Source organism: Dokdonia sp. R78006, from assembly GCF_042466145.1.
Taxonomy (GTDB): Bacteria; Bacteroidota; Bacteroidia; order Flavobacteriales; family Flavobacteriaceae; genus Dokdonia.
The window spans coordinates 2,425,528-2,450,640 of sequence record NZ_JAXHBU010000001.1; the positions used below are offsets into that span (position 1 = coordinate 2,425,528).

22 protein-coding genes are annotated in these 25,113 nt (G+C 37.2%); 13 read left to right on the forward strand and 9 right to left on the reverse strand.

The genetic code is table 11. The annotated features are described in order from the left end of the window. Window positions 1–52 precede the first annotated feature (52 nt). Window positions 53–829, reverse strand: a complete 777-nt coding sequence (locus SJY37_RS10825; protein ID WP_298324104.1) for a membrane metalloprotease — start codon at window positions 827–829, stop codon at window positions 53–55. 43 nt (window positions 830–872) lie between these two features. Between SJY37_RS10825 and SJY37_RS10830 the strand changes: the two genes are divergently transcribed. Then, on the forward strand, window positions 873–1,403 hold the full coding sequence (locus SJY37_RS10830; protein WP_298324107.1) for a DUF2059 domain-containing protein: 531 nt from the start codon (window positions 873–875) through the stop codon (window positions 1,401–1,403). On the opposite strand, the gene SJY37_RS10835 is transcribed toward SJY37_RS10830, so the two are convergent. Next, entirely contained in the window at window positions 1,396–2,106 is a 711-nt protein-coding gene (locus SJY37_RS10835) for a bifunctional 2-polyprenyl-6-hydroxyphenol methylase/3-demethylubiquinol 3-O-methyltransferase UbiG (protein WP_298324109.1), read from the reverse strand. The two genes, SJY37_RS10830 and SJY37_RS10835, sit on opposite strands and share 8 nt — an antisense overlap. Window positions 2,107–2,129: 23 nt before the next feature. Between SJY37_RS10835 and SJY37_RS10840 the strand changes: the two genes are divergently transcribed. Then, on the forward strand, window positions 2,130–2,624 hold the full coding sequence (locus SJY37_RS10840) for a YkgJ family cysteine cluster protein (protein WP_013749530.1): 495 nt from the start codon (window positions 2,130–2,132) through the stop codon (window positions 2,622–2,624). A 33-nt stretch (window positions 2,625–2,657) separates the two neighbouring features. On the opposite strand, the gene crcB is transcribed toward SJY37_RS10840, so the two are convergent. Together crcB and SJY37_RS10850 are read right to left on the reverse strand one after the other, a co-directional pair. Then, a complete protein-coding gene (crcB, locus tag SJY37_RS10845) occupies window positions 2,658–3,029 on the reverse strand; it encodes a fluoride efflux transporter CrcB (RefSeq protein WP_013749529.1) in 372 nt (123 codons plus the stop codon). Between the two features lie 6 nt (window positions 3,030–3,035). Beyond that, entirely contained in the window at window positions 3,036–4,067 is a 1,032-nt protein-coding gene (locus tag SJY37_RS10850) for a GyrI-like domain-containing protein (protein WP_013749528.1), read from the reverse strand. 87 nt (window positions 4,068–4,154) lie between these two features. On the opposite strand from SJY37_RS10850, the gene SJY37_RS10855 reads away from it, so the two are divergent. Further along, complete coding sequence (locus tag SJY37_RS10855) at window positions 4,155–6,179, forward strand: dihydrofolate reductase (protein WP_298324121.1); 2,025 nt, start codon at window positions 4,155–4,157, stop codon at window positions 6,177–6,179. A gap of 150 nt (window positions 6,180–6,329) precedes the next feature. Here SJY37_RS10855 and SJY37_RS10860 read toward each other — a convergent pair whose 3' ends face one another. Beyond that, on the reverse strand, window positions 6,330–7,730 hold the full coding sequence (locus tag SJY37_RS10860) for a fasciclin domain-containing protein (RefSeq protein ID WP_298324124.1): 1,401 nt from the start codon (window positions 7,728–7,730) through the stop codon (window positions 6,330–6,332). A gap of 75 nt (window positions 7,731–7,805) precedes the next feature. Between SJY37_RS10860 and SJY37_RS10865 the strand changes: the two genes are divergently transcribed. From SJY37_RS10865 to SJY37_RS10880, 4 genes are all read left to right on the forward strand, one after another. Then, window positions 7,806–8,498, forward strand: a complete 693-nt coding sequence (locus SJY37_RS10865; RefSeq protein WP_298324127.1) for a toxin-antitoxin system YwqK family antitoxin — start codon at window positions 7,806–7,808, stop codon at window positions 8,496–8,498. A gap of 162 nt (window positions 8,499–8,660) precedes the next feature. Beyond that, on the forward strand, window positions 8,661–9,854 hold the full coding sequence (gene mnmA, locus SJY37_RS10870; RefSeq protein WP_298324130.1) for a tRNA 2-thiouridine(34) synthase MnmA: 1,194 nt from the start codon (window positions 8,661–8,663) through the stop codon (window positions 9,852–9,854). 42 nt (window positions 9,855–9,896) lie between these two features. Beyond that, complete coding sequence (locus SJY37_RS10875) at window positions 9,897–11,513, forward strand: S8 family serine peptidase (protein WP_298324132.1); 1,617 nt, start codon at window positions 9,897–9,899, stop codon at window positions 11,511–11,513. Further along, the gene (locus tag SJY37_RS10880) at window positions 11,513–12,460 is read left to right on the forward strand and encodes a nitronate monooxygenase family protein (protein WP_298324135.1); all 948 of its coding nucleotides are present in this window, start codon (window positions 11,513–11,515) and stop codon (window positions 12,458–12,460) included. Before SJY37_RS10875 ends, SJY37_RS10880 begins: the two co-directional genes overlap by 1 nt. A 76-nt stretch (window positions 12,461–12,536) precedes the next feature. On the opposite strand, the gene SJY37_RS10885 is transcribed toward SJY37_RS10880, so the two are convergent. The 3 genes from SJY37_RS10885 to lysA form a co-directional block, all read right to left on the reverse strand. Beyond that, on the reverse strand, window positions 12,537–13,100 hold the full coding sequence (locus SJY37_RS10885; RefSeq protein ID WP_298324137.1) for an alkylphosphonate utilization protein: 564 nt from the start codon (window positions 13,098–13,100) through the stop codon (window positions 12,537–12,539). A 101-nt stretch (window positions 13,101–13,201) separates the two neighbouring features. Beyond that, window positions 13,202–14,317, reverse strand: coding sequence for a serine hydrolase (locus SJY37_RS10890; RefSeq protein ID WP_298324141.1), 1,116 nt, complete (start codon window positions 14,315–14,317; stop codon window positions 13,202–13,204). A gap of 71 nt (window positions 14,318–14,388) precedes the next feature. After that, window positions 14,389–15,594 carry a diaminopimelate decarboxylase gene (gene lysA / locus SJY37_RS10895; RefSeq protein ID WP_298324144.1) on the reverse strand — a complete coding sequence of 402 codons (1,206 nt, stop codon included), beginning with the start codon at window positions 15,592–15,594 and terminating at the stop codon, window positions 14,389–14,391. Between the two features lie 144 nt (window positions 15,595–15,738). Between lysA and SJY37_RS10900 the strand changes: the two genes are divergently transcribed. Together SJY37_RS10900 and SJY37_RS10905 are read left to right on the forward strand one after the other, a co-directional pair. Then, window positions 15,739–16,389 carry an LON peptidase substrate-binding domain-containing protein gene (locus SJY37_RS10900; RefSeq protein WP_298324147.1) on the forward strand — a complete coding sequence of 217 codons (651 nt, stop codon included), beginning with the start codon at window positions 15,739–15,741 and terminating at the stop codon, window positions 16,387–16,389. A gap of 362 nt (window positions 16,390–16,751) precedes the next feature. Further along, the gene (locus SJY37_RS10905; RefSeq protein ID WP_298324152.1) at window positions 16,752–17,630 is read left to right on the forward strand and encodes a zinc-dependent metalloprotease; all 879 of its coding nucleotides are present in this window, start codon (window positions 16,752–16,754) and stop codon (window positions 17,628–17,630) included. Window positions 17,631–17,732: 102 nt separating this feature from the next. Here the strand turns inward: SJY37_RS10905 and SJY37_RS10910 are convergent, their stop codons facing one another. Then, on the reverse strand, window positions 17,733–18,746 hold the full coding sequence (locus SJY37_RS10910) for a pirin family protein (protein WP_379953062.1): 1,014 nt from the start codon (window positions 18,744–18,746) through the stop codon (window positions 17,733–17,735). A gap of 360 nt (window positions 18,747–19,106) precedes the next feature. On the opposite strand from SJY37_RS10910, the gene SJY37_RS10915 reads away from it, so the two are divergent. From SJY37_RS10915 to SJY37_RS10930, 4 genes are all read left to right on the forward strand, one after another. Next, complete coding sequence (locus SJY37_RS10915; RefSeq protein ID WP_379953063.1) at window positions 19,107–22,127, forward strand: tetratricopeptide repeat protein; 3,021 nt, start codon at window positions 19,107–19,109, stop codon at window positions 22,125–22,127. Between the two features lie 76 nt (window positions 22,128–22,203). After that, window positions 22,204–23,982 carry a TonB-dependent receptor gene (locus SJY37_RS10920; RefSeq protein WP_379953064.1) on the forward strand — a complete coding sequence of 593 codons (1,779 nt, stop codon included), beginning with the start codon at window positions 22,204–22,206 and terminating at the stop codon, window positions 23,980–23,982. A 49-nt stretch (window positions 23,983–24,031) separates the two neighbouring features. Then, on the forward strand, window positions 24,032–24,499 hold the full coding sequence (locus SJY37_RS10925) for a hypothetical protein (RefSeq protein WP_379953065.1): 468 nt from the start codon (window positions 24,032–24,034) through the stop codon (window positions 24,497–24,499). Between the two features lie 445 nt (window positions 24,500–24,944). After that, window positions 24,945–25,106 (forward strand): hypothetical protein, encoded by a 162-nt coding sequence (locus tag SJY37_RS10930; RefSeq protein WP_298324167.1) that lies wholly within the window; start codon window positions 24,945–24,947, stop codon window positions 25,104–25,106. Window positions 25,107–25,113 lie beyond the last annotated feature (7 nt).

The window sequence follows — 25,113 nt, forward strand, 5'->3', positions numbered from 1 at the left end:
AAAAAAGGGATTGACGTAAGTCAATCCCTTTTTTAGTTGTTGTAATAAACTTTTATAACCCTCCGTTTGCTTGTAAATCTTGAATACATAAAGCATCAAAATTAGGAAGTGAAGCGGTATTACTAGTATTAAAGATGGTAGTTACGGTTTGAAAATACATTAAGCAATCTTCTACGCTACAGTGTCTACCATTTTCCTCATCATGGTGATCAGACGTAAGTGGTGTTCCACCATTTACAAGTCCAAAAATATGACCAAACTCATGACGGATAGTACCTGTTTCAATTGCTGTTCTGTTACCAGGAGTTATAGCATTCTCACTTATATCTATTAAAGTTTTTTCATAGATAACCATCGATGTGTTTCTGTAGGCAGTACCTAATACTACAGAAGTGTCAGTATCTGTTGGGTTGCTTTCGTCAGAAAAGAATAGCCACACGCCCATTTCATCCCCATTATTAAAAACAGATCTATTCGCATCTTCTATGGCCACGATATCATTTATATCATATGGACCTTCTGTATTTGTTATTACTGTAGATTCTACAAGTGTAATACCGTCTGGTTTGTTAAGTCGTTCTTCAAGAAATGGAATTAATAATTCTATAGTGCTATCCGTTGGTCTAAAACCTTCTGGATATGCTATTTCTACTCGTAAGCTAGTAAACTCATCACTAGATAGTAATTCGTTTGCAGAGGTTCCTAGTGGTTGTTTATTTGCAGCATTCTCTGTTGGGTCAGATGATAGTGTAGTAGGATCATCATCGTCACAACTTATAATAAAAAGGAGTGATAGTATTAAAAATGCAAGCTGTTTCAATGATTTCATGTGTATAATGTTCTATATTTATGCCCTTATTAGAACAACAAAAATGATGAAAAAATTATTTATAGCCGTATTTCTCTTTACTTCTTTAGCTGGATACTCGCAGGAGAAAACGTATCACGAGCAAGTTTTGAAATATTTTCAAGTGAATGGTACTGCAGATCAGTATAGTAACGCAACTAATGGCCTCTTTGATTTATTAAAAAATCAATACGCTAGCAAGAATGTTCCAGACGCTGTGTGGAACGAATTAAAGACAGAAACACCTAAACAAGTAGATCGCATCTTAAATATGCTGGTTTCTGCTTATAGAGGAAGCTATAATCAAGAGGACATTCAGAATATGCTTGCCTTTTATGAAACGGGTGCAGGACGTCAAATGCTTACAGATAAAACGGCATTAGATTACGAACAACAGAAAGAAGTAACGGTATTTTATAATACACCTACAGGACAAAAAATCTTAACTGTGGAGCCAGATATTGCTCAGAACATAGGAGAAATATCAGAAATCTGGAGTAGAGATTTATACAGAATGATGGTAGATAAACTTGCCGAAAAGGGATATACTATGTAAGCGTAAGTTTCGCTAGATATTCATAATGATCACCTTCTAAAATGAGCTCACAATTGAGCTCATTTTTTTGTGCATACCATGCAAGTCTTTCATAGTCTAGATAAAGCCAGTCAAAGCTAGAGCTCTGCTCACCTTTATAGCTCATCGAGTACGTCACCTCTCCATAGTAGTCACGATGTGTATCCATCCAGAATCCGCCATCCTCGTCCTCAAACATAAATGCGATATCTGATCCGTCTATAAGAATCTGACCATCTTTATTGAGTAACGTTTTAAGGTGCTTTAAGTAATCGTCAATTTTTGATATTCGCTCAAAAATTCCTGTGCCATTCATGAGTAGTAAAAGTGTGTCGTAGGTGTCTTTATGTTCTAGAATGTTAGAGTGCACAGCTTTTTTTAAACCACGCTTTCGTGAAAGCGTAACAGCTCCCTCACTAATATCTATTCCAGTAACATCAAGTCCTTGCTCTTGTAACCATAAACTATGACTGCCCGCGCCACTACCTATGTCGAGTATAGTTCCCTTAGAAAGTGATAATGCTCGTTGCTCTATCACTGGCATTTCTTCAAATGGCCTGAATAAATATGGAATAGGGATTACATCATCTTCTGCAATAGAGGAGTGCACCACGATATCTTCTGTGTACTTGTTATCAATAAAATCTTGGAGTGCTGCCCCAAAAATATCTACCTCTTTTGCCATAGCTTTATGATTACCTTTGCGCCATGGAAGATTTTATTAAAGCCCTCCCGCAGCTGGCCAAAGATAAGCAGAATGAGAATAAAAAGTTCTTTGCAAAGCTGCGCAGTAAACCTCCAAAAAACTTGGACTACATCATGCAAGAACTGCATGAAGATGAGTTTGAAAGAACAGATTGCCTTACGTGTGCAAACTGTTGTAAGACAACAGGGCCGCTCTTTACAGATAAGGATATCCAGCGTATTTCAAAACACTTCCGCATGAAGGAATTTGACTTTATTAAGACGTATTTACGTATTGATGAAGAGAAGGATTATGTGCTACAAGAAACACCGTGCACTTTTCTAGGAGCAGATAACTATTGCTCTATCTATGATGTGAGACCTAAGGCTTGTAGAGAGTTTCCACATACAGATAGAAAGAAATTTCAGCAAATTTCTAAGCTCACTATGGAAAACGTAAAGATGTGTCCAGCTGCTTTTAATATCGTAGAGGAGATGAAAAAGAGAATCAAAGTATAATTAACCTACTTAAAAGTGAAAGGCTGCGATATTTTAAAAACTCTTTGCCAGTTCAATTCCGCCAAACACTGCAAGAATACCAAGAGCGAAACTTGCAATGGCATACAATGCAAATGTCATAAAATCTCCAGATTTTAGAAGTACGTGATTCTCATATGCAAAAGTGGAGAAAGTGGTAAAACCTCCACAAAAACCTGTTGCTAGTAATAATGTAGTGTTACTGTTAAGTGTGTTGTTTTTAAGTGCCCATCCTAGTATAATACCTATCAGCAAGCTACCTATAATGTTTGCCGCAAAAGTGCCGTAAGGTATACCAGAACTAGGATCATTTATAAACTTCCCTAGAAGGTATCTTGCAATACTTCCAGTACCACCACCTATAAAAACGAGTATAAGAGTTTTCAAAGGAGCTTATTTTAAATCTTCAATTGGCACATAAATTTCTGTAATCCAATCTGCCGGGTTAGGATGATCTTGAGGGTCTGTTACATAAACCTCAAAAGGCTTTTCATTGGAAAGTGTATATCCTTTGTCCTGCACATGTTTCATAGCAGTGCTCCATGCCTCTCCCAGATTTATATAATTACCAACTAGTGTAACTTTTACCGCAGTTACTGTAGGCATATATCCGCTAAAAACGTTTGTATCTCCAGCTACAATAATCTTTTCACGCACAGGTAAAGCATTTGTCATAATAACATCACCATTAGGGAATGTCTCATTGTAAATAGTAAAAGGCATCCCAGTTACTGCAATATTATTTTCTGACATAAATGTAGAGATGCCGTTATAGTTTTGGGACATGATAGTAGGTACAGAAGGAGCTTTGGCAGAAGTAGTTCTGTATAAATAGAAACCTCCACTGTATTGCGTGATTCCATCTATATTAACGTTGTATTTTCCTATTTCTTCACGAGCAGCTGCTTCAAGACCAGTAAGCCCTTGCTCATACATTTCTTGCATATCGGCTTCAAAGTCCATTCCTGTAAAGGCAAAATATACTTTATCCATGAGCGTATGCTCACCTTTGATTCCCCATGTTGCTATGGTTGCAAGTTGTTCTGTAGTTTCAAATGTCCAGTACACCTCAGGTTTGCGTTCACCTCCTGGTGTTTGCAGCGTCATATCTTGTTTTAGTGAAATGCCAGGAACAGCTTCTGTAGTAGTCATGCTTCCGTCCACTTCACCTTGCCAGCTGTACGAAGCTCCTTCTCCAGATGTTTTATCAGCATAATTAAAAACCATAGTAGGCTCTTCCTTCTTCCAAGGACCCCATTCTTCCCATGTTTTGTACTCGTTTACAATATCGTAAACCACCTCTCTTGGCGCATTAATCTCTCTAGAGGCTTCTATTTGATAAGTGCCATCTTGAGTGCCAAAGTATATTGCTCCAGCAATAACAACAATAAGAATAACGAAGAGTAAAAATTTTAAAAATTTCATTGGTGATGGTTTGGTTTGCAGTAAAGATAACAAAATTCATCGTGTGGAATTTTGCTATATTTACGAGCACAAATTATTAAATAACTTATGAGTCACAAAGGATTATACGCGCTAGCAATTGCAGCGATTCTCGCAGTAGGATGTGGAGAAGAAAATAAGGATGATAACGCTTTCGCGAAAGCGGAAACAACAACCGCAGATTTTGATTTTACAGTTGGCCAGTTTGCCGATATTAAGATATTACGTTACCAAATTCCAGGTTTTGAAGACCTAACACTTAAGGAGCAAAAGCTGGTGTATTACATGACACAGGCAGGACTTGCAGGACGTGATATCATGTGGGCACAGAATTACCGTCATAATCTTGAGATAAGAAACGCGCTAGAGACGATTTATACATCTGATAAGGTTGCAAAAACAGGAGAAGAGTGGGAGCAGTTTGAAACATTCATGAAGCGAGTATGGTTTGCAAATGGTATACACCACCATTACAGTAATGCTAAGATGAAGCCAGATTTTTCTCAAGACTACCTAAAGCAATTACTTGCTGAAAGTGGAGCAACACTAGAAGGTGAAGCTTTTGAAGTACTCTTTAATGATAAGGACAGCAAGAAAGTAAACCTAGCCAAAGATGTTGATATCGTTCTAGAAAGCGCGATTAACTTTTATGGACCAGATGTAACTACAGCAGAGGCAGAAGCATTTTATGATGCAATTAAAGTAGATGAAAATGAGCCTATAGAAAAAGGACTCAACACCCGCCTTGTAAAAGAAAACGGTAAACTTGTAGAACAAGTTTACAAGAGTGGAGGATTATATGGCGAGGCTATAGATAATATAATCGGTTGGTTAGAAAAAGCACAAACCGTTGCCGAAAATGAGCAGCAAGGAAAAGCTTTAGGACTGCTTATTGAATATTACAAGACGGGAAGCCTTGATACTTGGGATGATTACTGCATCGCATGGGCAACTTCTACAGAAGGAAATATAGATTGGATTAACGGATTTATAGAAGTCTACAATGACCCTAAAGGTTATAAAGGTTCTTATGAGACAGTAGTTCAAATTAAAGATTTTGACATGTCAAAAAAGATGGCAGCACTATCTGTAGATGCACAATGGTTTGAGGATAACTCACCATTAATGCCAGAGCATAAGAAGAAGGAAGTAAAAGGAGTTTCTTATAAAACAGTGATTGTAGCAGGAGAAGCAGGAGATGCCTCACCATCTACGCCTATAGGTGTAAACTTGCCTAACAATAACTGGATACGCCAGACGCATGGTAGTAAATCGGTTTCTCTAGGTAACATAATCAATGCTTACAACAATGCTGGTGGATCTGGACGTCTTAAAGAATTTGCACATGATGCAGAGGAAGTTGAGCTAGAAGAAGCATATGGACAATTAGGAGATAAGCTTCACACAGCTTTACATGAAGTAGTAGGTCATGCCTCTGGACAGATTAACAAAGGAGTGGGTACACCTAAGGAAACTCTTAAACGTTATAAGTCTACTATAGAAGAAGGTCGCGCAGATCTTTTTGGGCTGTATTACCTTATGGATCCAAAACTTCAAGAAATAGGATTAGTAGAAGACTGGGAAAAAACTGGGATGGCTGCTTACGATGGTTACATCCGTAATGGATTGATGACACAGCTTATACGTCTTGAATTAGGTGACAACGTAGAAGAAGCACACATGGTAAATCGTCAGTGGGTAAGTGCATGGGCTTTTGAGCGTGGTGCAAAAGAAAATGTTATTGAGAAAGTAACTCGTGATGGTAAGACCTACTTTAACATCACAGATTATACGAAGCTTCGTGCAATCTTTGGAGAATTATTAAGAGAGACGCAGCGTATTACTTCAGAAGGAGATTATGAAGCTGCAAAAGCACTTGTTGAAAATTATGGGGTGATTGCAGATCAGGACATACATAAGGAAGTGCTGGCTCGTAATAGCCAATTCAAAAGCGCACCTTACAGTGGTTTTGTAAACCCTGTAATCGTTCCGCAAATGGAAGGTGAGGAAATTACTGGCTTTACTGTAGAGCAACCAGAAAGCTTTGAAAATCAAATGCTTGATTATTCTAGCAAATACGGTCATTTAGATTAAATATAATAAGTGCTCTTTCGCGAAAGCGTAACACTTAAAACCTCCCATCTTACTTTAAGATGGGAGGTTTTTTTGTAATGTAAGATCAAAAAAAATCTCCACTACAATAAATTGCAGGGGAGATTTTAAATAGTTGGGTAAGAATCTTTTTTATAAGTCCCTTATCACTCTACTTACAGCATGTATTACACCATTTCTAGCTTGTACATTTGTAGCGACAATTGGGTTTGCATCGCCATCTGGGTCAATGATTGCTGTAGGATCTGCTTGTATAGTTACATCTGCTCCTCCTAGTGGAGTAACTGCAGTACCATCAAGATCTGCAAGATCTTCTGCTCTTACATTTGAATTAGGAATCACGTGCAATTCTAAAGTCGCAGCAAGTGTCTCTGTAGGAATATCTGATAACATCTCTAATTCTAGGTCTGCTAGTAAATCTCCAAAAGCATCATTAGTAGGTGCAAATACAGTGAACGGTGCTGGTGATGTTCCAAAAGGAGTTTGCAATGCAGCTACATATCCAAAAGATTCATCTGCAGTTAATGCTGCAACAAGTGTAGAAAAATTAGGATCTGCAGTGGCAAATGTCGTGATATCTGGAAGTCCTATTACGGTGTCAACTACATGAATCACACCATTTACAGTTACAATATCTGCTATAACTACATTTGAAGTTCCGTTGAGTGTTACCCCATCATCTGTATTTACATAAAGACTTATAGGTGCATCTTCGTTTCCTTCAAAAGTAGCAGCTGTATTTACATATCCATTACTTAATGTAGTAGAAATCGCAACAGCTCCCGGTACCACGTGGTTTGATAATACTTGTGCAAGCACGCCATTATCTACATCTGCAAGGGTGTTATCACCTAAAAATGTTGCAAAGGCGTCGTTAGTAGGCGCAAATACAGTAAAGTCTGCATCTGTATCACTTAATAGATTTGTAAACGTTGTATTACCTTCATCTGTAAGAGCGGCAACTAGTGATGTTAATGCAGGATTTGTAGTTGCAAATGTTATAATGGTTGGTAAATCAATTACGGTGTCTACGGCATGTATTACGCCATTATCTGTTACAATATCTGCAGTTGTTACTGTAGATTGTCCATTAAGTACAACACCATCTGTTGTGTCTACATATAGACTTATATTTGCGTTAGAAGAAGGCTCAGTAGCTAAGTTGCTTACGTATCCAGTTGACAGTTCGCTAGAAGTTACAGTCGAGTTAAGAACATGGTTTAATAGTACTTGAGTTAATACCGCATCATCTACATCTTCTAAAGCAGCTCCATCTAAAAATGTTTCAAAAGCTGCGTTATCAGGTGCAAATACAGTAAATGTTCCGCTTCCTGCTAGTGTGGCGTCGAGATTGGTGCGTTGTAAAGCGGCTAGTAAAGAACTATAGTTTTCATTACCTGCTACAAAGTCTGCAATGGTGTTGCTTTCTCCTTCTATAATGTTTCCATTATCGTCGTCATCGTTACAAGAAATTGTAACTAATAGCGTTAATGCAATAAACGCTAGTTTTGTAATACTCATTAGATTTTTCATAAAAATGTAGTTTTTGATTTGTTTAATGTAAAATTAAAATGACTAAACAAGATAAACTCCTAATTAATAGTTAAAATGTCAAGATTAACAATTGTTTTAATAATTCTAATGGCTCAATATCAGCAGTTGAGCGTAGCACAAAGCTATAATCAATTTGATGAAGATGGTAAGCGCCACGGCCTATGGCAGAAAACTTTTGATAATGAAAATCAATTGCGATATACTGGAGCTTTTAGTCATGGTCAAGAAGTAGGCACCTTTAATTTTTATGATAGTAAAGGAGGTCATCCCACTGCTGTAAAAGTATATACGCCAGATTCACCTTATATAGATGTAACCTTTTTTACAACCGATGGAAAGATGGTAAGTAAAGGAAAGATGAATGAGAGAGAACACATAGGAGAGTGGTTGTCATATCATCAAGATGGAAGATCAGTAATGATAAAAGAGAATTATGAAAACGGCAAATTAGAAGGAGAACGATCTGTTTACTTCATAAATGGCGTCCTTGCGCAACAAGAATTTTATAAGAAAGGTTTAAAAGAAGGGAAAGCCACTTATTACTCAGAAGAAAAGAAAGTACTTAAAGAATTACAATATGTAAATGACAAACTAGAAGGGGCAGTACGATTATACAATGGTTTTGGACAACTAGAAGTAGAGGGCTTTTACAAGAATAATCGTAAGCACGGTCTCTGGAAGTATTATAAAGGTGATAGGGTAGATAAAGAAATTAAATACCCTCGTAACAAGATAGGAGTTCAGTAATCTTAGTGTAAGTTTTCTCTATAAATATCAACTACTTCTTATGTGAAAAAATGCACTCTTATTGTGTAAATTTGCATCCTCAATTATGAGCAAGAATAATAGCTCTTAAAATAGCAAAGTGAAGCTATAATTAGCCGATGTTTTGCAAACATATATCAGAAAATGAAAACGGTAGTAGTAGGTCTTAGTGGTGGAGTAGATAGTAGTGTTACGGCTCACTTATTAAAGGAGCAAGGATATAACGTGATAGGTCTTTTTATGAAGAACTGGCACGATGATTCTGTGACAATATCTGACGAGTGTCCATGGCTAGATGATAGCAATGACGCAATGCTCGTTGCCGAAAAATTAGGAATTCCTTTTCAGACTGTAGATTTAAGCGAGCAATACAGAGAGCGTATTGTTAATTACATGTTTAAAGAATATGAGATGGGACGCACTCCTAATCCAGATGTGCTTTGTAATCGTGAGATAAAGTTTGACGTGTTCATGAAAATAGCACTTTCTCTCGGAGCAGATTTTGTAGCTACGGGACATTATTGTCAAAAGGCTTCAATTGAAGTAGACGGTAAGACAATGTATCAGCTTAAAGCTGGAGCAGACGATAATAAAGATCAATCATATTTTTTATGCCAGCTATCGCAAGAGCAATTGGCAAAGACATTATTTCCTATCGGTCATTTACAAAAGCCTAAGGTGCGCGAGATTGCTTTAGAGCAAGACCTCGTAACTGCAGGAAAGAAAGATTCTCAAGGACTTTGTTTTATAGGGAAAGTACGATTACCAGACTTTTTACAACAGCAATTAAAACCTAAGGAAGGTGTGATTGTTGAGGTTATGGAAGATACTATTCCTGAGGTTGCAGGTGGTATGGAGGCTAGTAACGCTTTCGCGAAAGCGGACTTAGAAAACCTTGTAAAAAAACCAACTTATAGCGTTGCCGAAGGAAAGGTGGTAGGAAAGCACCAAGGAGCACATTACTTTACAATTGGCCAGCGCAAGGGACTCGCAGTAGGAGGTACCGTAGAGCCACTTTTTGTAATAGATACCGACGTAAATGAAAATGTGATTTACACAGGTCAAGGTAAAAATCACAGAGGATTGTACCGCAAAGGTCTCTTTGTAAAAGAGGAAGAAATACACTGGATACGTGAAGACCTTACGCTTGCTATAGATGAAACTATGGAAGTAGAAGCAAGAATACGCTATAGACAACCACTAGAAAAAGCTACTCTTTATAGAGTGGAAGGTGGAATGTATGTGATTTTTGACAATCCTCAAACCGCAATCGCCGAAGGTCAGTTTGTGGCATGGCATCATGGAGAAGAGTGCTTAGGTTCTGGAGTTATTTCGTAACTTACATACTCACCTTATGGAGCTTAGCTCAACTTCTTGCTTATGAATATAAAATTACTCCTATTACTGCTACTTATGACGGCTTATGGAAACGCCCAGCAGGATGCTTGGGTATTTTTTGTAGATAAAGAAAACGTTGCGGCCAGCCTTGATAATCCTATTTCTATTCTTTCTCAAGAAGCATTAGACCGTAAAGAGCTACACGGTGTAGCTATAGATGAAAGAGATGTGCCCGTAAATGAGGATTATATTACTCAAATTAAATCTGAATCTGGAATTACTGTACTAGCAAAGTCTAAATGGATGAACTGCATCCACGTAATAGGGACAGAAGCAGAGATTGCAGCATTAGAAGCACTGCAAATTGTAGATTATATAGAGTATGCAGATCGAAGTATAACAAGGCAATCTACTCCTTTTGAGTTTTTAAAAGATGATCCTTTACCTCCACAATCACGAGTTACATTTAATTATGGAGCAACAGATAATCAAGTGACTATGCTCTCTGTAGATGAGTTGCATGAGCAAGATTTTACGGGCGCAGGAATGGTAATTGCAATTATGGATTCTGGTTTCCCAGGAGTTAATAATAATGAAGGATTCTCACGATTGAGAAATGCAGGAAACTTGCTAGATGGTTATGATTTTGTGGGGAGAAATAACGATGAGTTTGAATTTTCAAACAGTAGCCACGGCACTAGAGTAGCAAGTGACATTGTAGGTTTTATAGAAAATCAATTTGTAGGCACAGCTCCAGATGCAGCCATCTACTGTTTTAGAACAGAAGATGTGGCAAGTGAGAATCCAGTAGAAGAATCTTACTGGGTGGAAGCCGCAGAAAGAGCAGATAGTCTAGGGGTAGATGTTATAAATACATCACTAGGATATAGAACCTTTGATAATCCTAATTATGACTACAGCTACGATGATATGGATGGAGAGACTACGTTCATTTCCAGAGGAGCAACACTTGCATTTGAAAAAGGAATGCTAGTAGTAACTAGTGCAGGAAATAGTGGCACAGGAATGATAAGTGCACCAGCAGATGCTGTAGGTTCCTTTACTGTAGGAGCTGTAAATGCCAGTGGTAATTATGCTAGTTTTAGTAGTATAGGACCGTCAAGTGACGGCAGGATAAAGCCAGACGTAGTAGCAAAGGGAGCGGGTAGTGCAGTTATAGATCAAAATAATAACATTACTACAAATAATGGTACAAGCTTTAGTTCGCCAATAATGGCTGGAGCAATAGCGAGCTTTTGGCAGGCAAATCCAGAGCTTACAAATGCTCGTATAATGCAGCTCGTTCGGGAGAGTGCTAGTATATATGAAAATCCTACTGCGCAGTTAGGGTATGGTATACCAGATTTTGGTGCAGCATTAGAAGAGGTTTTAAACACTGCAACGTTTAATGAAGCTCAAGAGTTTAAAGACTATCAAATTTTACCTAATCCAGCATCTGAGATGGCAGTATTAGTATTGCCTAAGGAAGTAACTCAAGTTGAAGTGACCATTTTTGATATTTTAGGTAAGAAGATCACAACCAAACGTATGTCACAACAAGTAAATGCACTTCCTATCTCAACACTTAGAAAAGGAGTTTATCTCATTCAAATAAACGATGGAACTTCAATCGTTACTCAAAAATTTATAAAAGCATAATGAATAGAATCACATCCCTATTTAACGTTAAGTATCCACTAGTACAAGGTGGAATGATATGGAACTCTGGCTGGCGTCTCGCAAGTGCTGTGAGTAATGCTGGAGGTCTAGGATTAATAGGAGCAGCGTCTATGTATCCAGATGTTTTAGTGGAGCATGTAGAGAAGTGTAAAAAAGCAACCAATAAACCTTTTGGGGTAAATATACCTATGTTATATCCCAACATAGAAGAGCATATGAAAACGGTAGTAGACTATAAAGTCCCTATTGTCTTCACAAGCGCTGGTAATCCAAAACTATGGACTAAAGAATTAAAGAAGCACGGAATAAAAGTGGTGCACGTAGTAAGTAGTGTGAAGTTTGCCTTAAAATCACAAGAAGCAGGAGTAGACGCAGTAGTAGCCGAAGGTTTTGAAGCTGGAGGTCACAATGGAAGAGAGGAGACTACAACATTCACGCTAATACCAATGGTGAAAGAAAAGTTAGATATCCCTCTTATTGCAGCGGGTGGTATTGCAACAGGTAGAGGTATGCTTGCAGCAATGACATTAGGTGCAGACGGTGTGCAAGTAGGAAGTCGTTTTGCCGCAAGTGAAGAATCTAGTGCGCATCAATTATTTAAACAAGCAATAGTCGATACTCAGGAAGGAGATACTGTATTAACACTTAAGGAACTTGCGCCTGTAAGACTCATAAAAAACAAATTTTATGAGCAGGTAGCAGAATTATATACTACGGCACCATCAAAGGAGCAGCTGTCACAATTATTAGGACGTGCACGTGCAAAGCGCGGTATGTTTGAGGGAGATCTTGAGGATGGCGAACTAGAAATAGGTCAGATTTCTGGACTTATACATGATATAAAGCCAGCAGGGCAAATAGTCTCAGATATGATAACAGAATACACGCAAGCAAAGAATGCTTTAATCAATTTTGATAACTGGTAGCTTTGTTTAAACGAACTAAAAAAAACGCTCTGGTTTACCAGAGCGTTTTTTGATTTATAGTAAAATAGAGTAGAGTCTAGCTACTCTTTTTTACATATTGAGTAACAATGACAACTTGTTGGCCTTGTATACGCCCTTCTATGTGTTCAGGATTATCATGTACAAGATTTATATTACGCATAAACTCTCCGCGTTTTGCAGTAAAGTTGGCTCCTTTTACGTCTAGATCTTTAATTAAAACTACACTATCACCGTTAGCCAGTCTCGTTCCATTAGAATCTTTATGAATGATGGTGTTTTCATCTTCTTCTATATGCTCTCCAGTAACCTTTGCCCACTCAAGCGTTTCTTCTTCTAAGTACATCATGTCAAGAAGATCTTGTGGCCAGCCTTCTTTACGTAATCTCGTAAGCATACGCCATGCGACAACTTGTACTGCAGGTTCTGTGCTCCACATACTATCATTGAGACATCTCCAGTGATTTGGATCTACCTCTTCTGGATTGTTAATCTGGTTGATACATGTTTTGCAGGCAAGAATATCATCTTCTCTTGGTTCCACGATAAATGGAGAAAGATCGTATTCGTTACTACATAGTTCACAAATGGTGGTGCGTTTATTAAGTTCTCTTAAGCTCACAGTACTCGATTTATAGGTTGTAAAAGCAAATTAATTTGCTGTCAATTTAAGGCATTGCCTTGATAGTGCTGCGAAGTAACAAAATTTCCATCTAAGGTGCTTTATTCCCTACGCTCTTTTTCTTGTTTGTAGATCTCACGGCCTAGTTGCGCGAGAAAAGGGATACCTATATTTTCATACTCATAGGTATCATCATTAAAAATTGCATTCTCATTTACTAAAATAGTTGCAGAGAGTATAAAGCGAATGTCATTCTCTGTGTCAACAATATATGCAGTCTCTGTAAGCGTTCCATATGCATATCCCACTTTATTGTAAATTTTGATATTGGTAGGTATATCATCCTTTGAGTCTCCATACATGAAAAACTTAACGTAACTATCATAATACTCTGGCGAGGTATATTTTGCCTCCCTAGGTAGTGCTTTCATTGCAGATAGTAAGCGAGTTCTACTTTCTTCGGAGAGGTCAAATCGTTCTGCTGCGGGAAAGACTTCTGGGGCTATAAGCTTTTTGATTAGTACATGTTGCTCTTCTAGTGGGAAGTAGTTTTTCTCGCTAAAGTCCATTGGAGATTCTTTTAGCACTCCATCTTCTATATATCCTTTGCCTTTGTTAATTCCTTGTATAGTAACTGGAGTGATATCGCTATCTCTTTGATTTTTTAATTCAATCACGTCTTCTGTATATCCTGGAAAAAATCGAATATTGCTCCTGCTAGCTTTATCAGCATTTGGCGTAGATAATCTGTGGACGACACGGGTGTTGTTTAGTCCTTTTTCGCGTAAGCGGTTATTAATATAATCTCTACCTAAAATCTCATAAAGCCTGTTGTAGGATTCATTATCACTTACTGCAAAAATCTGTCTAATATCGTCAGACACTGTGTGGAGGTTGTCGTCATTACCTATAATATATGGTGTGTCAAGGTTGAGGTTCTCATTTGCATCCATAAACTCTGCTGCTAGTAGGGCTACAGGTAGTTTTATAGTGTTTGCTGGATAGAAATATTGATCAGTATTTACGTTATACTCGTAATCTGTAAATATCATTTCGCCACTATCTGACGTGTCGATTTGTGTAAATAATATTTGTACTTCGTGTTTTTTGATATCGCTCACAACGGTATTTATAAGCTCGTTTTTTGAGCTTAATGCTGTCTCGATAGGATTGCTGCAACTTGCAAATATTACTACTATAAATACCCAATATTTCATAGTATAAATGTACTGAGTATTCATAAAAAAGACCAGCTGTTTGCTGGTCTTTATGATAGTTTTATGTGTGATTATTCTTTGAGAATAACTTGGTTACTTATGAGGTCTTCAAAGGTTTCTCGTTTACGTATTAAATGCGCTTCGCCGTTTTTGATCAACACCTCTGCAGGTCTGTAGCGACTGTTATAATTGCTTGCCATCGTAAAGCAATACGCACCTGCATTATCAAATGCTAGAATGTCACCTTCAGAAATTTCTGAGATACGACGGTTATTTGCAAAAGTATCTGTCTCACAGATGTATCCCACAACACTATAAAAACGTTCTCTCCCTTTTGGGTTACTTATATTTCGTATTTCATGCTGGCTTCCGTAAAGCATAGGTCGTATTAAGTGGTTAAACCCACTATCCACTTGAGCAAACACTGTTGAGGTCGTTTGTTTTACCACATTTACTTGTACAAGAAATTTACCTGCTTCGCTCACAAGGAATTTACCAGGTTCAAAGGTAAGAGTGAGGGGTTTTCCGTACGCTTTCGCGAAAGCGTTAAAACGTTTACCTAATTTCTCTCCTAGTTCCTCTATGTTAGTCTCAATGTCTCCTGCTTTATAAGGTACTTTAAAACCGCTACCAAAATCAATAAAAGTAAGGTCGCTGAATTTTTGTGCAGCATCAAATAATATTTCTGTAGCATATACAAATACATCAATATCGAGAATGTCACTTCCAGTGTGCATGTGAATTCCATTGATATTCATCCCTGTATTTTCCACAATACGGAGTACATGTGGTAGCTGGTGAATACTAATCCCAAATTTACTATCGATGTGTCCTACAGAAATGTTAGTGTTTCCACCAGCCATCACGTGAGGATTCACACGGATACACACGGGTATTTGAGGATGCTTTGTCCCAAATTGTTCTAGTATAGAAAGGTTATCTATATTAATTTGTACACCCATTTGTGCCACTTCCTCTATCTCTGCAAGCGATACGCCATTAGGTGTAAAGATGATGCGATCTGGAGTAAAGCCAGCAAGAAGGCCTAGTTGTACTTCTTGAATAGAAACAGTGTCTAGTCCAGAACCCAAGCTCTTTAAATGCTGTAATATAGAAATGTTGCTTAAAGCTTTTACGGCATAGTTAAGTCTTAACTGTTTTACATCCTTAAATGCATTAGTAAGTCTATTATATTGTGTCGTAATAGTCTCTGTATCGTATACATAAACTGGACTTCCGTGGGTGTTGACCACGTTTAAAAGATCTCTGTTTTTCATCTTGACGTATTTAAAGCAAAATTAGAAGAGTTTTGGAAATTGATAAGATACAATGTCAATAAATGTTGAACAATAAGGTTAAAAATTGTTCATTATATAACAGTGAGCAGAAGCTTTCGTATTTTTCGTAGATAAAACTGAGTTATGACTACAGCGATTTTACCTATGTTCCCTTTAGAAATGGTTGCCTTTCCTGGCGAGCCGCTCAATTTACATGTGTTTGAAGATAGATACCAGCAATTATTACAAGATTGTGAATCTGGAGGTATCACCTTTGGTATTCCCACCTATATAAATAATAGTCTTGCCTATGGTACAGAAATGGAAGTTACACAGGTAGTAAAACGATATCCTTCTGGAGCTGCAGATATTATCTGTAAGGGCTTGAGGGTTTTTAAACTTATGAACTTTTATAATACGCTAGGAGAACGACTATATGCTGGAGGTGAGGTTACATTTACAGAGGAACGTCAAGAGCCATCTTCTTCTCGTAAAATAAGACTTATCACATTACTTTCTGATTTTTATGATGAGCTCGATATGAAAACGCCAGAAATTAATGTCAATACCATACGAAGTTTCACACTTGCTCATAAAATGGGATTGACCTTAGAGCAAGAATATGAGTTGCTACAAATTCCTTCTGAAGATAGACGATTACAATATCTCATAGAACATCTAGAGATAGCATTACCTACGCTTAAATCTGTAAATAGGACTAAAAGACTAATAGCTCTTAATGGGCATTTCAAAAACTTTGATCCTCTAGACTTTGAGGATTATAACATACAGTAATTAAGTCAAAATATAGAATATCTCATAATTGACCATATAATTGCGAAATCCTTAATAGTTGTAAAATTATTAAGGATTTTACATATAATATTATGATTTTATTTGCCATTTTTACAAGTAAATACTGAATATTTACTGGATTTTTTAAAACTCTAGTAGTTTTATGGGTTTTCAATCTGCTGCTTTTCAAGTGGTTGATTCCCAAAAAAGGATTCCCTTTATTGCTTTGCGAATAATTATGCTATTTAAATGATTATTTGATAAAAATATTAGCGAAAACGTTATAGTGGTATGATTACTATATTTTAATTGTTAAAAAGAGTTAAATTTGGATCAAATGTTAACCCTTATAAACAATCCAAATGAAAAATCAATTCAAATTTAGTGCAATGGCTATCGCGATGATGGCTATTACATTCACATCATGTGAGAAAGAAACAGAAGAAGCAATCGAGAATGATCTTGTAACTGAAGAGCTTGTAGCAGAAACTAGAGAAGCTGTGACTGATGCAGGAATTTTAGGTAAAATTAGAGAGGACCTTAAACTTGATGCAGGTGCAGTAACAAAAGGAGATTTCCACCTTCCTGATGGAACTGTACAAGAACGTATCTATATAGGTGAAGATATTGTTGTGACAGCAAAGGAGCTAGAAGAAATGACAGTGAATCAAGACACAAGACAGTTTAGAACAAACAACCTTGTAACTGGAGCAAACAGAACAGTAGATATCATAGGTTATACTGGTAATGATAACTTCGGACTTTCTTCAAAAGGCCGTACTGCATTAGAGTGGGCTGTAAATAACTACAACCGTATCTCTGGATCTGCATTACGTTTCCGTCTTACATTTGGAACTAACTTCAATAACAGTGATATGGTAGTGTATGACAACACTGCAAATAATCCTGGTCAAAGTGGAGGTGTAGCTGGTTTTCCAAGTGCACAAGGACTTCCTAATAAGTTTGTACAGATTTATGGTCTTGAGGGATCATCTACAAACGTAAATGAGCACGTGATCACACACGAGATAGGTCACTCTATAGGTTTCCGTCACTCAGATTACTATGATCGCGCGAGCTGTGGAAGCGGTGGTGGTGAGTCTGCTGGATCTACAGGAGCAATACAATTACCTGGAACTCCAACAAGAGATTTTGACTCTATCATGCAAGCTTGTTTCTCAAACAATGAGGATGGTGAATTCAGCTCAAATGATGTTACTGCATTAAGAGCTATGTATTAAGAGCTATAGTTTACCCACACTATAGGTTAAAAATTAAGCACCTCGTCTGTAAAAGGCGAGGTGTTTTTTTTGTGTGACGCTTTCGCGAAAATGTGATAAATCTTACTTAATCTCTTCGCGACCATCTGCATGCAGTGCAAAACGCCCGCGTTCCTTAGGGTGCGTATGATCATAAGAACTCCAAGGCCAGCCACCAAAAGCCGTCTTTCTAAATTCGGTGATGGCTTCATGAATTTCTTGAGGGCTGTTCATTACAAAAGGTCCTTGTTGAGCTACTGGCTCATTTATAGGTTTACCTTGTAAGAGTAGAAAACTTGCAGTGGTGCTGCTGTTATTTATCTCGAGCTCTTGATCACTTAAAAGATCAATACTGTGATTAACTGGTATCTGATTACCTTCTATAGTTACTTTTTCTCCGCTATAAAAATATAGAGATCTATTTAGTTGAGCAGCTGCTGAGGGTGTCTTCCACACAGCGTTTGATTCCATAGTAATGAGCCAGATGGCCACGTGATTACTAGTATCCATAGCCCAAGAATCTGGAGCAGCATCGGGAGCTTTTGTATCATTGTAATCTCCAGATATGAGTTTTATGCTTGTACTTTTTCCATCGTCGTCTTGTAAGTTATGAATAGGAATGTCTTCATTCCACAACATTTTAAAATGCGGATCAACCAGCTTATTCTTTTTAGGAAGGTTGAGCCAAAGTTGAAATAATAACAGCGGATTTTCTTTATCATCATTCAGTAGCGGAAACATCTCGCTGTGTTGTACACCTTTACCAGCGGTCATCCACTGTACATCTCCATTTCCAAAACGCCCAGCAGCTCCTAGAGAATCACTATGGTCTGCGAGACCTCGCTCTACAATAGTTACAGTCTCAAAACCGCGGTGTGGATGCGCAGGAAATCCCGGTACTGTAGTGCCGTGATACATATTCCATCCATCTGGATGGGGCTCAAAATCCATTCCTAGATTACGTCCTTGTAGTGATGCAGCGGGACCTAGCTGCTCATTACATTTTGGGTAATTATCTAGATGATATGCACAAAAAAGAAATGGATCTTGTGTTTCCCATTGAAAGCCTAGTTGTTTGATTTTTATAATTGCTGTCATAGATGTTTCCTTTTGCTCTTAGTATTACAAAGGTATGGAGGAATGTTGTGTATTGTTAGGTGTTGTACGATGTCAAAATTAAAATAGAATACAGTCTAATCTTATTTCAGGTGGCTAATTTACTTAGAAGCAAGAGGTTCGATTTTAATTGTTTTGCTTTTTGAAGTAATCTTTTAGACTGTTAAAATCCTTTTCACAACTTGATATAATTAACAAAGATTTCTGACGTTATCCTTAAGGAAGAAAGCTAACTTTGGTGAGGTGTAAATGATGCGTTTTGCTTTCGCGAAAGCGTACTTATATTATACTTTTTTAGTCTATTCCTGATAATGATCAGAACACATAAAACAACTCTTAACTATGCATAAAATCAAGTACGTACTTGTTGCATTATTTTTATATTCAACTATTGCTGTAGCGCAACAATCGGCAATATATACGAATGATCTTGTACAATTTAATAAGGCACTCTCCTTATATAATAGTAAGCAATATCTAGCATCGCAAACTCTTTTTGAGGAAGTAAAGGGAGATACAGATGATACCACCGTAAAAGGTGATTGTGCTTATTACATTGCAAACGCGGCAGTGCGTCTTAATCAGCAAGGGGCAGATGATCTTATGACCACTTTTGTGACAGAATACCCTACAAGTACAAAGCGCAACAGTGCATTTCTAGATGTAGCTCAGTATTACTTTGATAATGGCAAATTTGCTTATGCTCGTAAATGGTATGATCGCGTAGATGAAAGTACGCTTACAGCTGGAGAAAAGGAGACTTTTTACTTTAATAACGGTTATGCTTATTTTAAAAGTAATCGTTTTGATGAAGCAAAGAAGTACTTAAACCGTGTACGTGATTCAAAAAAATATGGAGCGCAGGCTAAGTATTACATAGGTTTTATGGCTTATGAGGGTGATGAATATGAAGAGGCAAATGAGCTTTTTGAGGAAGTAGAAGCAGAGACAGGAGGAGCATATAATGAGGATCTTGCATACTTTAAAGCAGACCTTAATTTTAAGTTAGGGAAATTTGATGAAGCAATTTCTGAGGGAAAGTCACAGCTAGCAAAAGCAAACCCAACAGAAAAGTCTGAGCTTAATAAAATTATAGGAGAAAGCTATTTTAATCAAAAGAAGTATGCAGAGGCATTACCATATTTACAAGCCTACAAAGGAAAACGTGGTAAGTGGAATAATACAGATTACTACCAGCTAGGATATACTTATTATAAGCAAGGAGATTATGCAAATGCTATCAATGAATTTAATAAAATTATTGATGGGGATAATAGTGTAGCACAAAATGGATATTACCACTTAGCAGAATCTTACCTAAAATTAGATAAAAAGCAAGAAGCACTCAATGCATTTAAAAATGCAAGTGAGATGGATTTTAATGCACAAATTAAAGAAGATAGTGGTCTTAATTATGCAAAGTTGAGCTATGAAATAGGTAATGCATACAAGTCTACACCTGCTGTGATTACAGATTATATAGACGCATATCCAAAATCTCCAGCTAAGACAGAACTAGAAGCATTACTTATAGATTCTTATATCACCTCAAAAAATTATAAAGAGGCAATGCGCTTGCTAGAAAGCAACAGCAATTTTGATAATAAGGTAGCTTATCAAAAAGTAGCATTTCTTTATGGTCTTGATCTTTATAATGAGGGCAATTATCCAGAGGCTGCTGCTGCATTTAAGAAATCTCTTAAAGAGCCACGCGATCCATTATATGTGACACGTGCAACTTACTGGAAAGCAGAAAGTGATTATGTTGCAAATGATTTTAAAGAAGCAATTATAGGGTACAAGCAGTTTTTAAATAACAGTAATGCTGCAAGTACTCCAGAATATCAAGACATCAATTATAATCTTGCTTACGCATATTTTTCTGATAAGCAGTATGAGCAAGCAGCGACAGTTTTTGAGTCGTATGCTGCAAGTAGTGTGCAAGATCAAACTAAACTTAATGATGCGTACTTACGTCTAGGTGATAGCCGTTTTATAAGTAGTAAGTACTGGCCTGCACTTGAAGCCTATAATAAGTCTATAGCGCTTAATATGACAGATCAAGATTATGCGACTTTTCAAAAATCGATGAGTTACGGTTTTATAAAAAAGGATGAGGACAAAATAAACGGACTTCAAACTTTTTCGACCAAGTTTCCAAATTCTACTTATCGCGATGATGCGCTTTACGAATTAGGGAATATCTATGTTTCTCAAAACAAAAATGATCAAGCAATTACAGCTTATGATAAACTAGTAAGAGATTTACCTGGTAGCTCTTACGTGTCAAAAGCAATGCTTAAAAAAGCGTTAATACTTGATAATAAAAACAAGTCTGACGAGGCACTCGCATTATTGCGCAAGGTAGCTGGCGATTATCCTGGGACTCCGGAGGCATTGCAAGCAGTGACTACAGCAAAACTTATTTATATAGACCTAGGTCGTGTAGATGAGTATGGACAATGGGTGAGTACACTAGATTTTATCGATGTGGAGGATGCAGAGCTTGATGATGCTGCATACGCTTCGGCAGAGAAGCAATATGTGGAGAATAATGTAGGTCAAGCAGAACGACTTTTTGAGTCATATTTGAGTGACTATCCTAATGGGCAGCATGCATTACAGGCGCATTTTTATTTAGGACAGCTCGCTTTCGCGAAAGCGGAATACAAAAAAACAATTCCGCATTACCAATTTGTTATTGCAAAGGAGCGCAGTGAATTTACAGAGCAAGCACTTGCACGTTTAGGACAAGTATATCTTACAGATAAGAACTACACAGCTGCAATTCCGGTGTTAAAGCGACTAGAAACAGAAGCAGACTTCCCACAGAATATTGTTTTTGCTCAGTCTAATCTCATGAAATCTTTTTATGAAGGTGAAGACTTGATAAAAGCAGTAAGCTATGCCGAAAAGGTACTTGGAAATGCAAAAATTGATAATGCAGTAAAAAGTGATGCGCAAATAATAATTGCTCGCTCTTCTATAAAAACAGGGGATAAGGCAAGAGCTAAAACAGCATACGCCGAGGTTCAAAAAATTGCTACAGGTGCACTAGCAGCAGAGGCTTTGTATTATGATGCCTACTTTAAAAATGAGGCTCAAAACTTTGAAGCATCTAATGTGGCAGTGCAAAAACTTGCTAAAGATTACAGTGGTTTTAAAGAGTATGGAGCAAAAGGACTTGTGCTTATGGCAAAGAACTTTTATGCATTAGGAGATGCATATCAAGCAACATACATTCTAGAAAGTGTAATTACAAACTTTGCAGATTATCCAGAAACTGTAGAAAAAGCACGTGGCGAACTAGCAATTATTAAACAAGCAGAAGGAAAAACAAATGCCTCTGTAGAAAAAGGGTAGTTGTTGATTAATACATCAACATATCACTTGCTTTATAAATAAGACAAACGTCTAACGAATTAAGACAATACATTATATGAATCGTTCATTCAATACATTATATAACTTAGGACTTGTTGCATTTGCAATGCTTTTTGTTCAAGTAGTTACTGCACAAGAAGAAGAGTCTACCATAGGTACAGAAGTGGTAAACGTTGTAAAAGCGTATACTCCTACCATAAGTGATGCTTTTAAAGTAAAAGCGACTCCTGCGCTTAATGACTCTATCACTACAGCAAAAAAGAAGGTGACTTATAGCATCTTTTCTGTGCCTGTAGCGAGTACGTTTACTCCAGCCAAAGGCAAAGCTGCCGTAGTAAAGAAAACTAAAAAAGAGAAGTTGTATGATAACTATGCAACTGTTGGTTTTGGTAGCTATACATCTGTTTTAGCAGAGCTTTATAGTAATTTTCAAATAAGCCGTACAGAGGATTTTGGTGTCTTTTTAAACCATAATTCTTCTCAGGGCGGAATAGACGGTACTGTAGTTGACGATTATTTTTATGATAGCAGACTTAATTTAAGTTACGGAGCGCGTGAGCGTGATATGACATGGAGAGCAGATCTTGATGCAAAACATCAAGTATATAATTGGTATGGAATTCCTGAGGAACTTAAGACAATTAACGGAGCAGGTAACACGCCTTTATTTAATGAAGATTTTGACGTGTCTCATTCTTTTCTCACAGCAGGATTAAATGGTAGTGTGAGTTTGCAAGATTCTTTCTTTAAGAAAGCAAATGCTACGTTGAGATACTTTGGTGATGATCAAGATAGCGGCGAACTTAGAGCAGTAGTTGCTCCTACATTTGAGTTTCCTATTGCGGGAGAGCTTATTACTACTAAAGTAACAGCAGATTATGTAAGTGGTTCTTTTGACAACGCATTTGGTACCGTAGATACAGAAATCAACTATAGCTTTCTTAATGCGGGGATTAATCCAAGTCTTGTAATTTTAAGAGATGATCTTGAGGTGACTTTAGGAGTAGAGGCTATGGTGTCGCTTGATACTGAGGCCAGTGAAACAAACTTTTTTGTGTATCCAAAAATTACAGCTTCTTACCGAGTGGCTGGAGATTATTTCATTGCGTATGCAGGACTTGAAGGTGGATTACAGCAAAATAACTACCATGACTTTGCTCAAGAAAATCCATTTATCTCACCTACACTTACTATCAAGCCAACAGATAAACAGTATGACGGTTATTTAGGAATGAAGGGTAAATTATCTGAAGCTTTGAGTTATAACCTACGTGCAAGTTATACGGCAGAGAGTGATAAGGCTTTATTCATTCACAATCCATACTCGCAAAGCGGTAATGGCTTTGGTGCAAATGGATATGCAAACGGAAACTCTTTCTCAATTGCTTATGATGATATCAATACGGTAGGAGTATTTGCAGAGCTTAATTTTGATGTGAATGCAAACTTTAAAATGAAAGTAAACGGTCAATATTATACTTATAACACAGATAGCCAGCAAGAAGCTTGGAACCTTCCAGACTTGCAGGCATCTGTTTTTGCAGATTACCAGATTACAGAAAAATGGTTTGCCGGAGTAAACTTATTCTTCATGGGAGAACGCAGTGATTTAGTATCTAGTAACGACCCTGCAGATCTTTTGATTACAAATACAGTGGAAACCCTAGATAGCTATTTTGATGCAAATGCTCATGTGGGCTATCGCTTTAATAATCGTCTGTCTGCATTTGCTCGTGTAAACAATATTCTAGACAGTAATTACGAGAAATGGCTTAACTATGAAGTGCAAGGTCTTCAAGGAATGGTGGGAGCTACTTATAAATTTGACTTTTAAAAGCAACCTTTCTACAAAGAGTGCATCTTCCATATAAACCCCTAAGGTTATGAAGAGATTAATAGGTGCGCTAGCATTCATTATTATGCTGAGTTCTTGTAGTAGTGATTTAGACAGCGCTCTAGCAGATTGCAGTGCAGTATCTTGTGCGTCAGGTAATATTATTATACAATTCTTAGACTCCGAAACTGGAGAGGATGTATTCTTTAACGATACATATTCTTTTGATGAACTAGTAGTTACAGATGTGTCGAATAATGCAGACTTCCCTTTTTTTACGGGTATATCTGATGAGTCACAAATGGCTCAAGTAGCACTTAATGCTTTTTCTGAAAGTCGCTCTAATGTAGTGTTGCGTATAACAGTTCCTGATGGTTTTGATACAGATTTGTCTTTTGACGTGGAGTTTCAAGAGGGAGAGTGTTGTAATGTAAACAACTACTCAGATGTACAGTTTTCAAATGTTGAAAATGTGGTGCAGAGTCAGGGTGGTTTTTTCTATAATGTATATCTTTAAGCCAGTCTGTTATTAAGATAGTAGCAGTTATTTAAGATATTAGAGACTATTGAACAATAATTGGCACTGCGAACTTTGTAATCACCAGCGTAAAAACTTACGTGAGGGTTCAATTTGTAATCTCACAAAATGCAAACCAGACTTTAACCGTACGTGCTCAAAAAAGCTATTTTCTACAAAATTCAAAAACAGGCTAAGAGAGGTTAATGTTCTTTTTGAGTATGCTAAAATTGAAAGGAGATCAAAGTTTAAAAGTGTATTTGTCTTTGGTCTATTAGGTTTGTTCTTAATAGGCGTGGGAGTTTATTTTCTACATTACATGTATACGATACTTGAATCCATGAAACCCCCTGGATATTATCTGATTTTTAAATTGTATGGATTACCTTTCTTCATTTTTATTTTCGCTTACAAATTTCTGACACATTCTGTGAAGATGTACAATATGTACATCTTGAAAACTCGAGAGGCAAAACTCAGAAAAGATAGAATAGATGCAGTTCTGGAGATGTATAATATTACTTATGATTTAGAAATTGATCTTCACCCCAATTATAGGTCACCACAAGATGCAAAAGTTAATCTTGAGGTTCATAATCTTAGATAAAAACTAT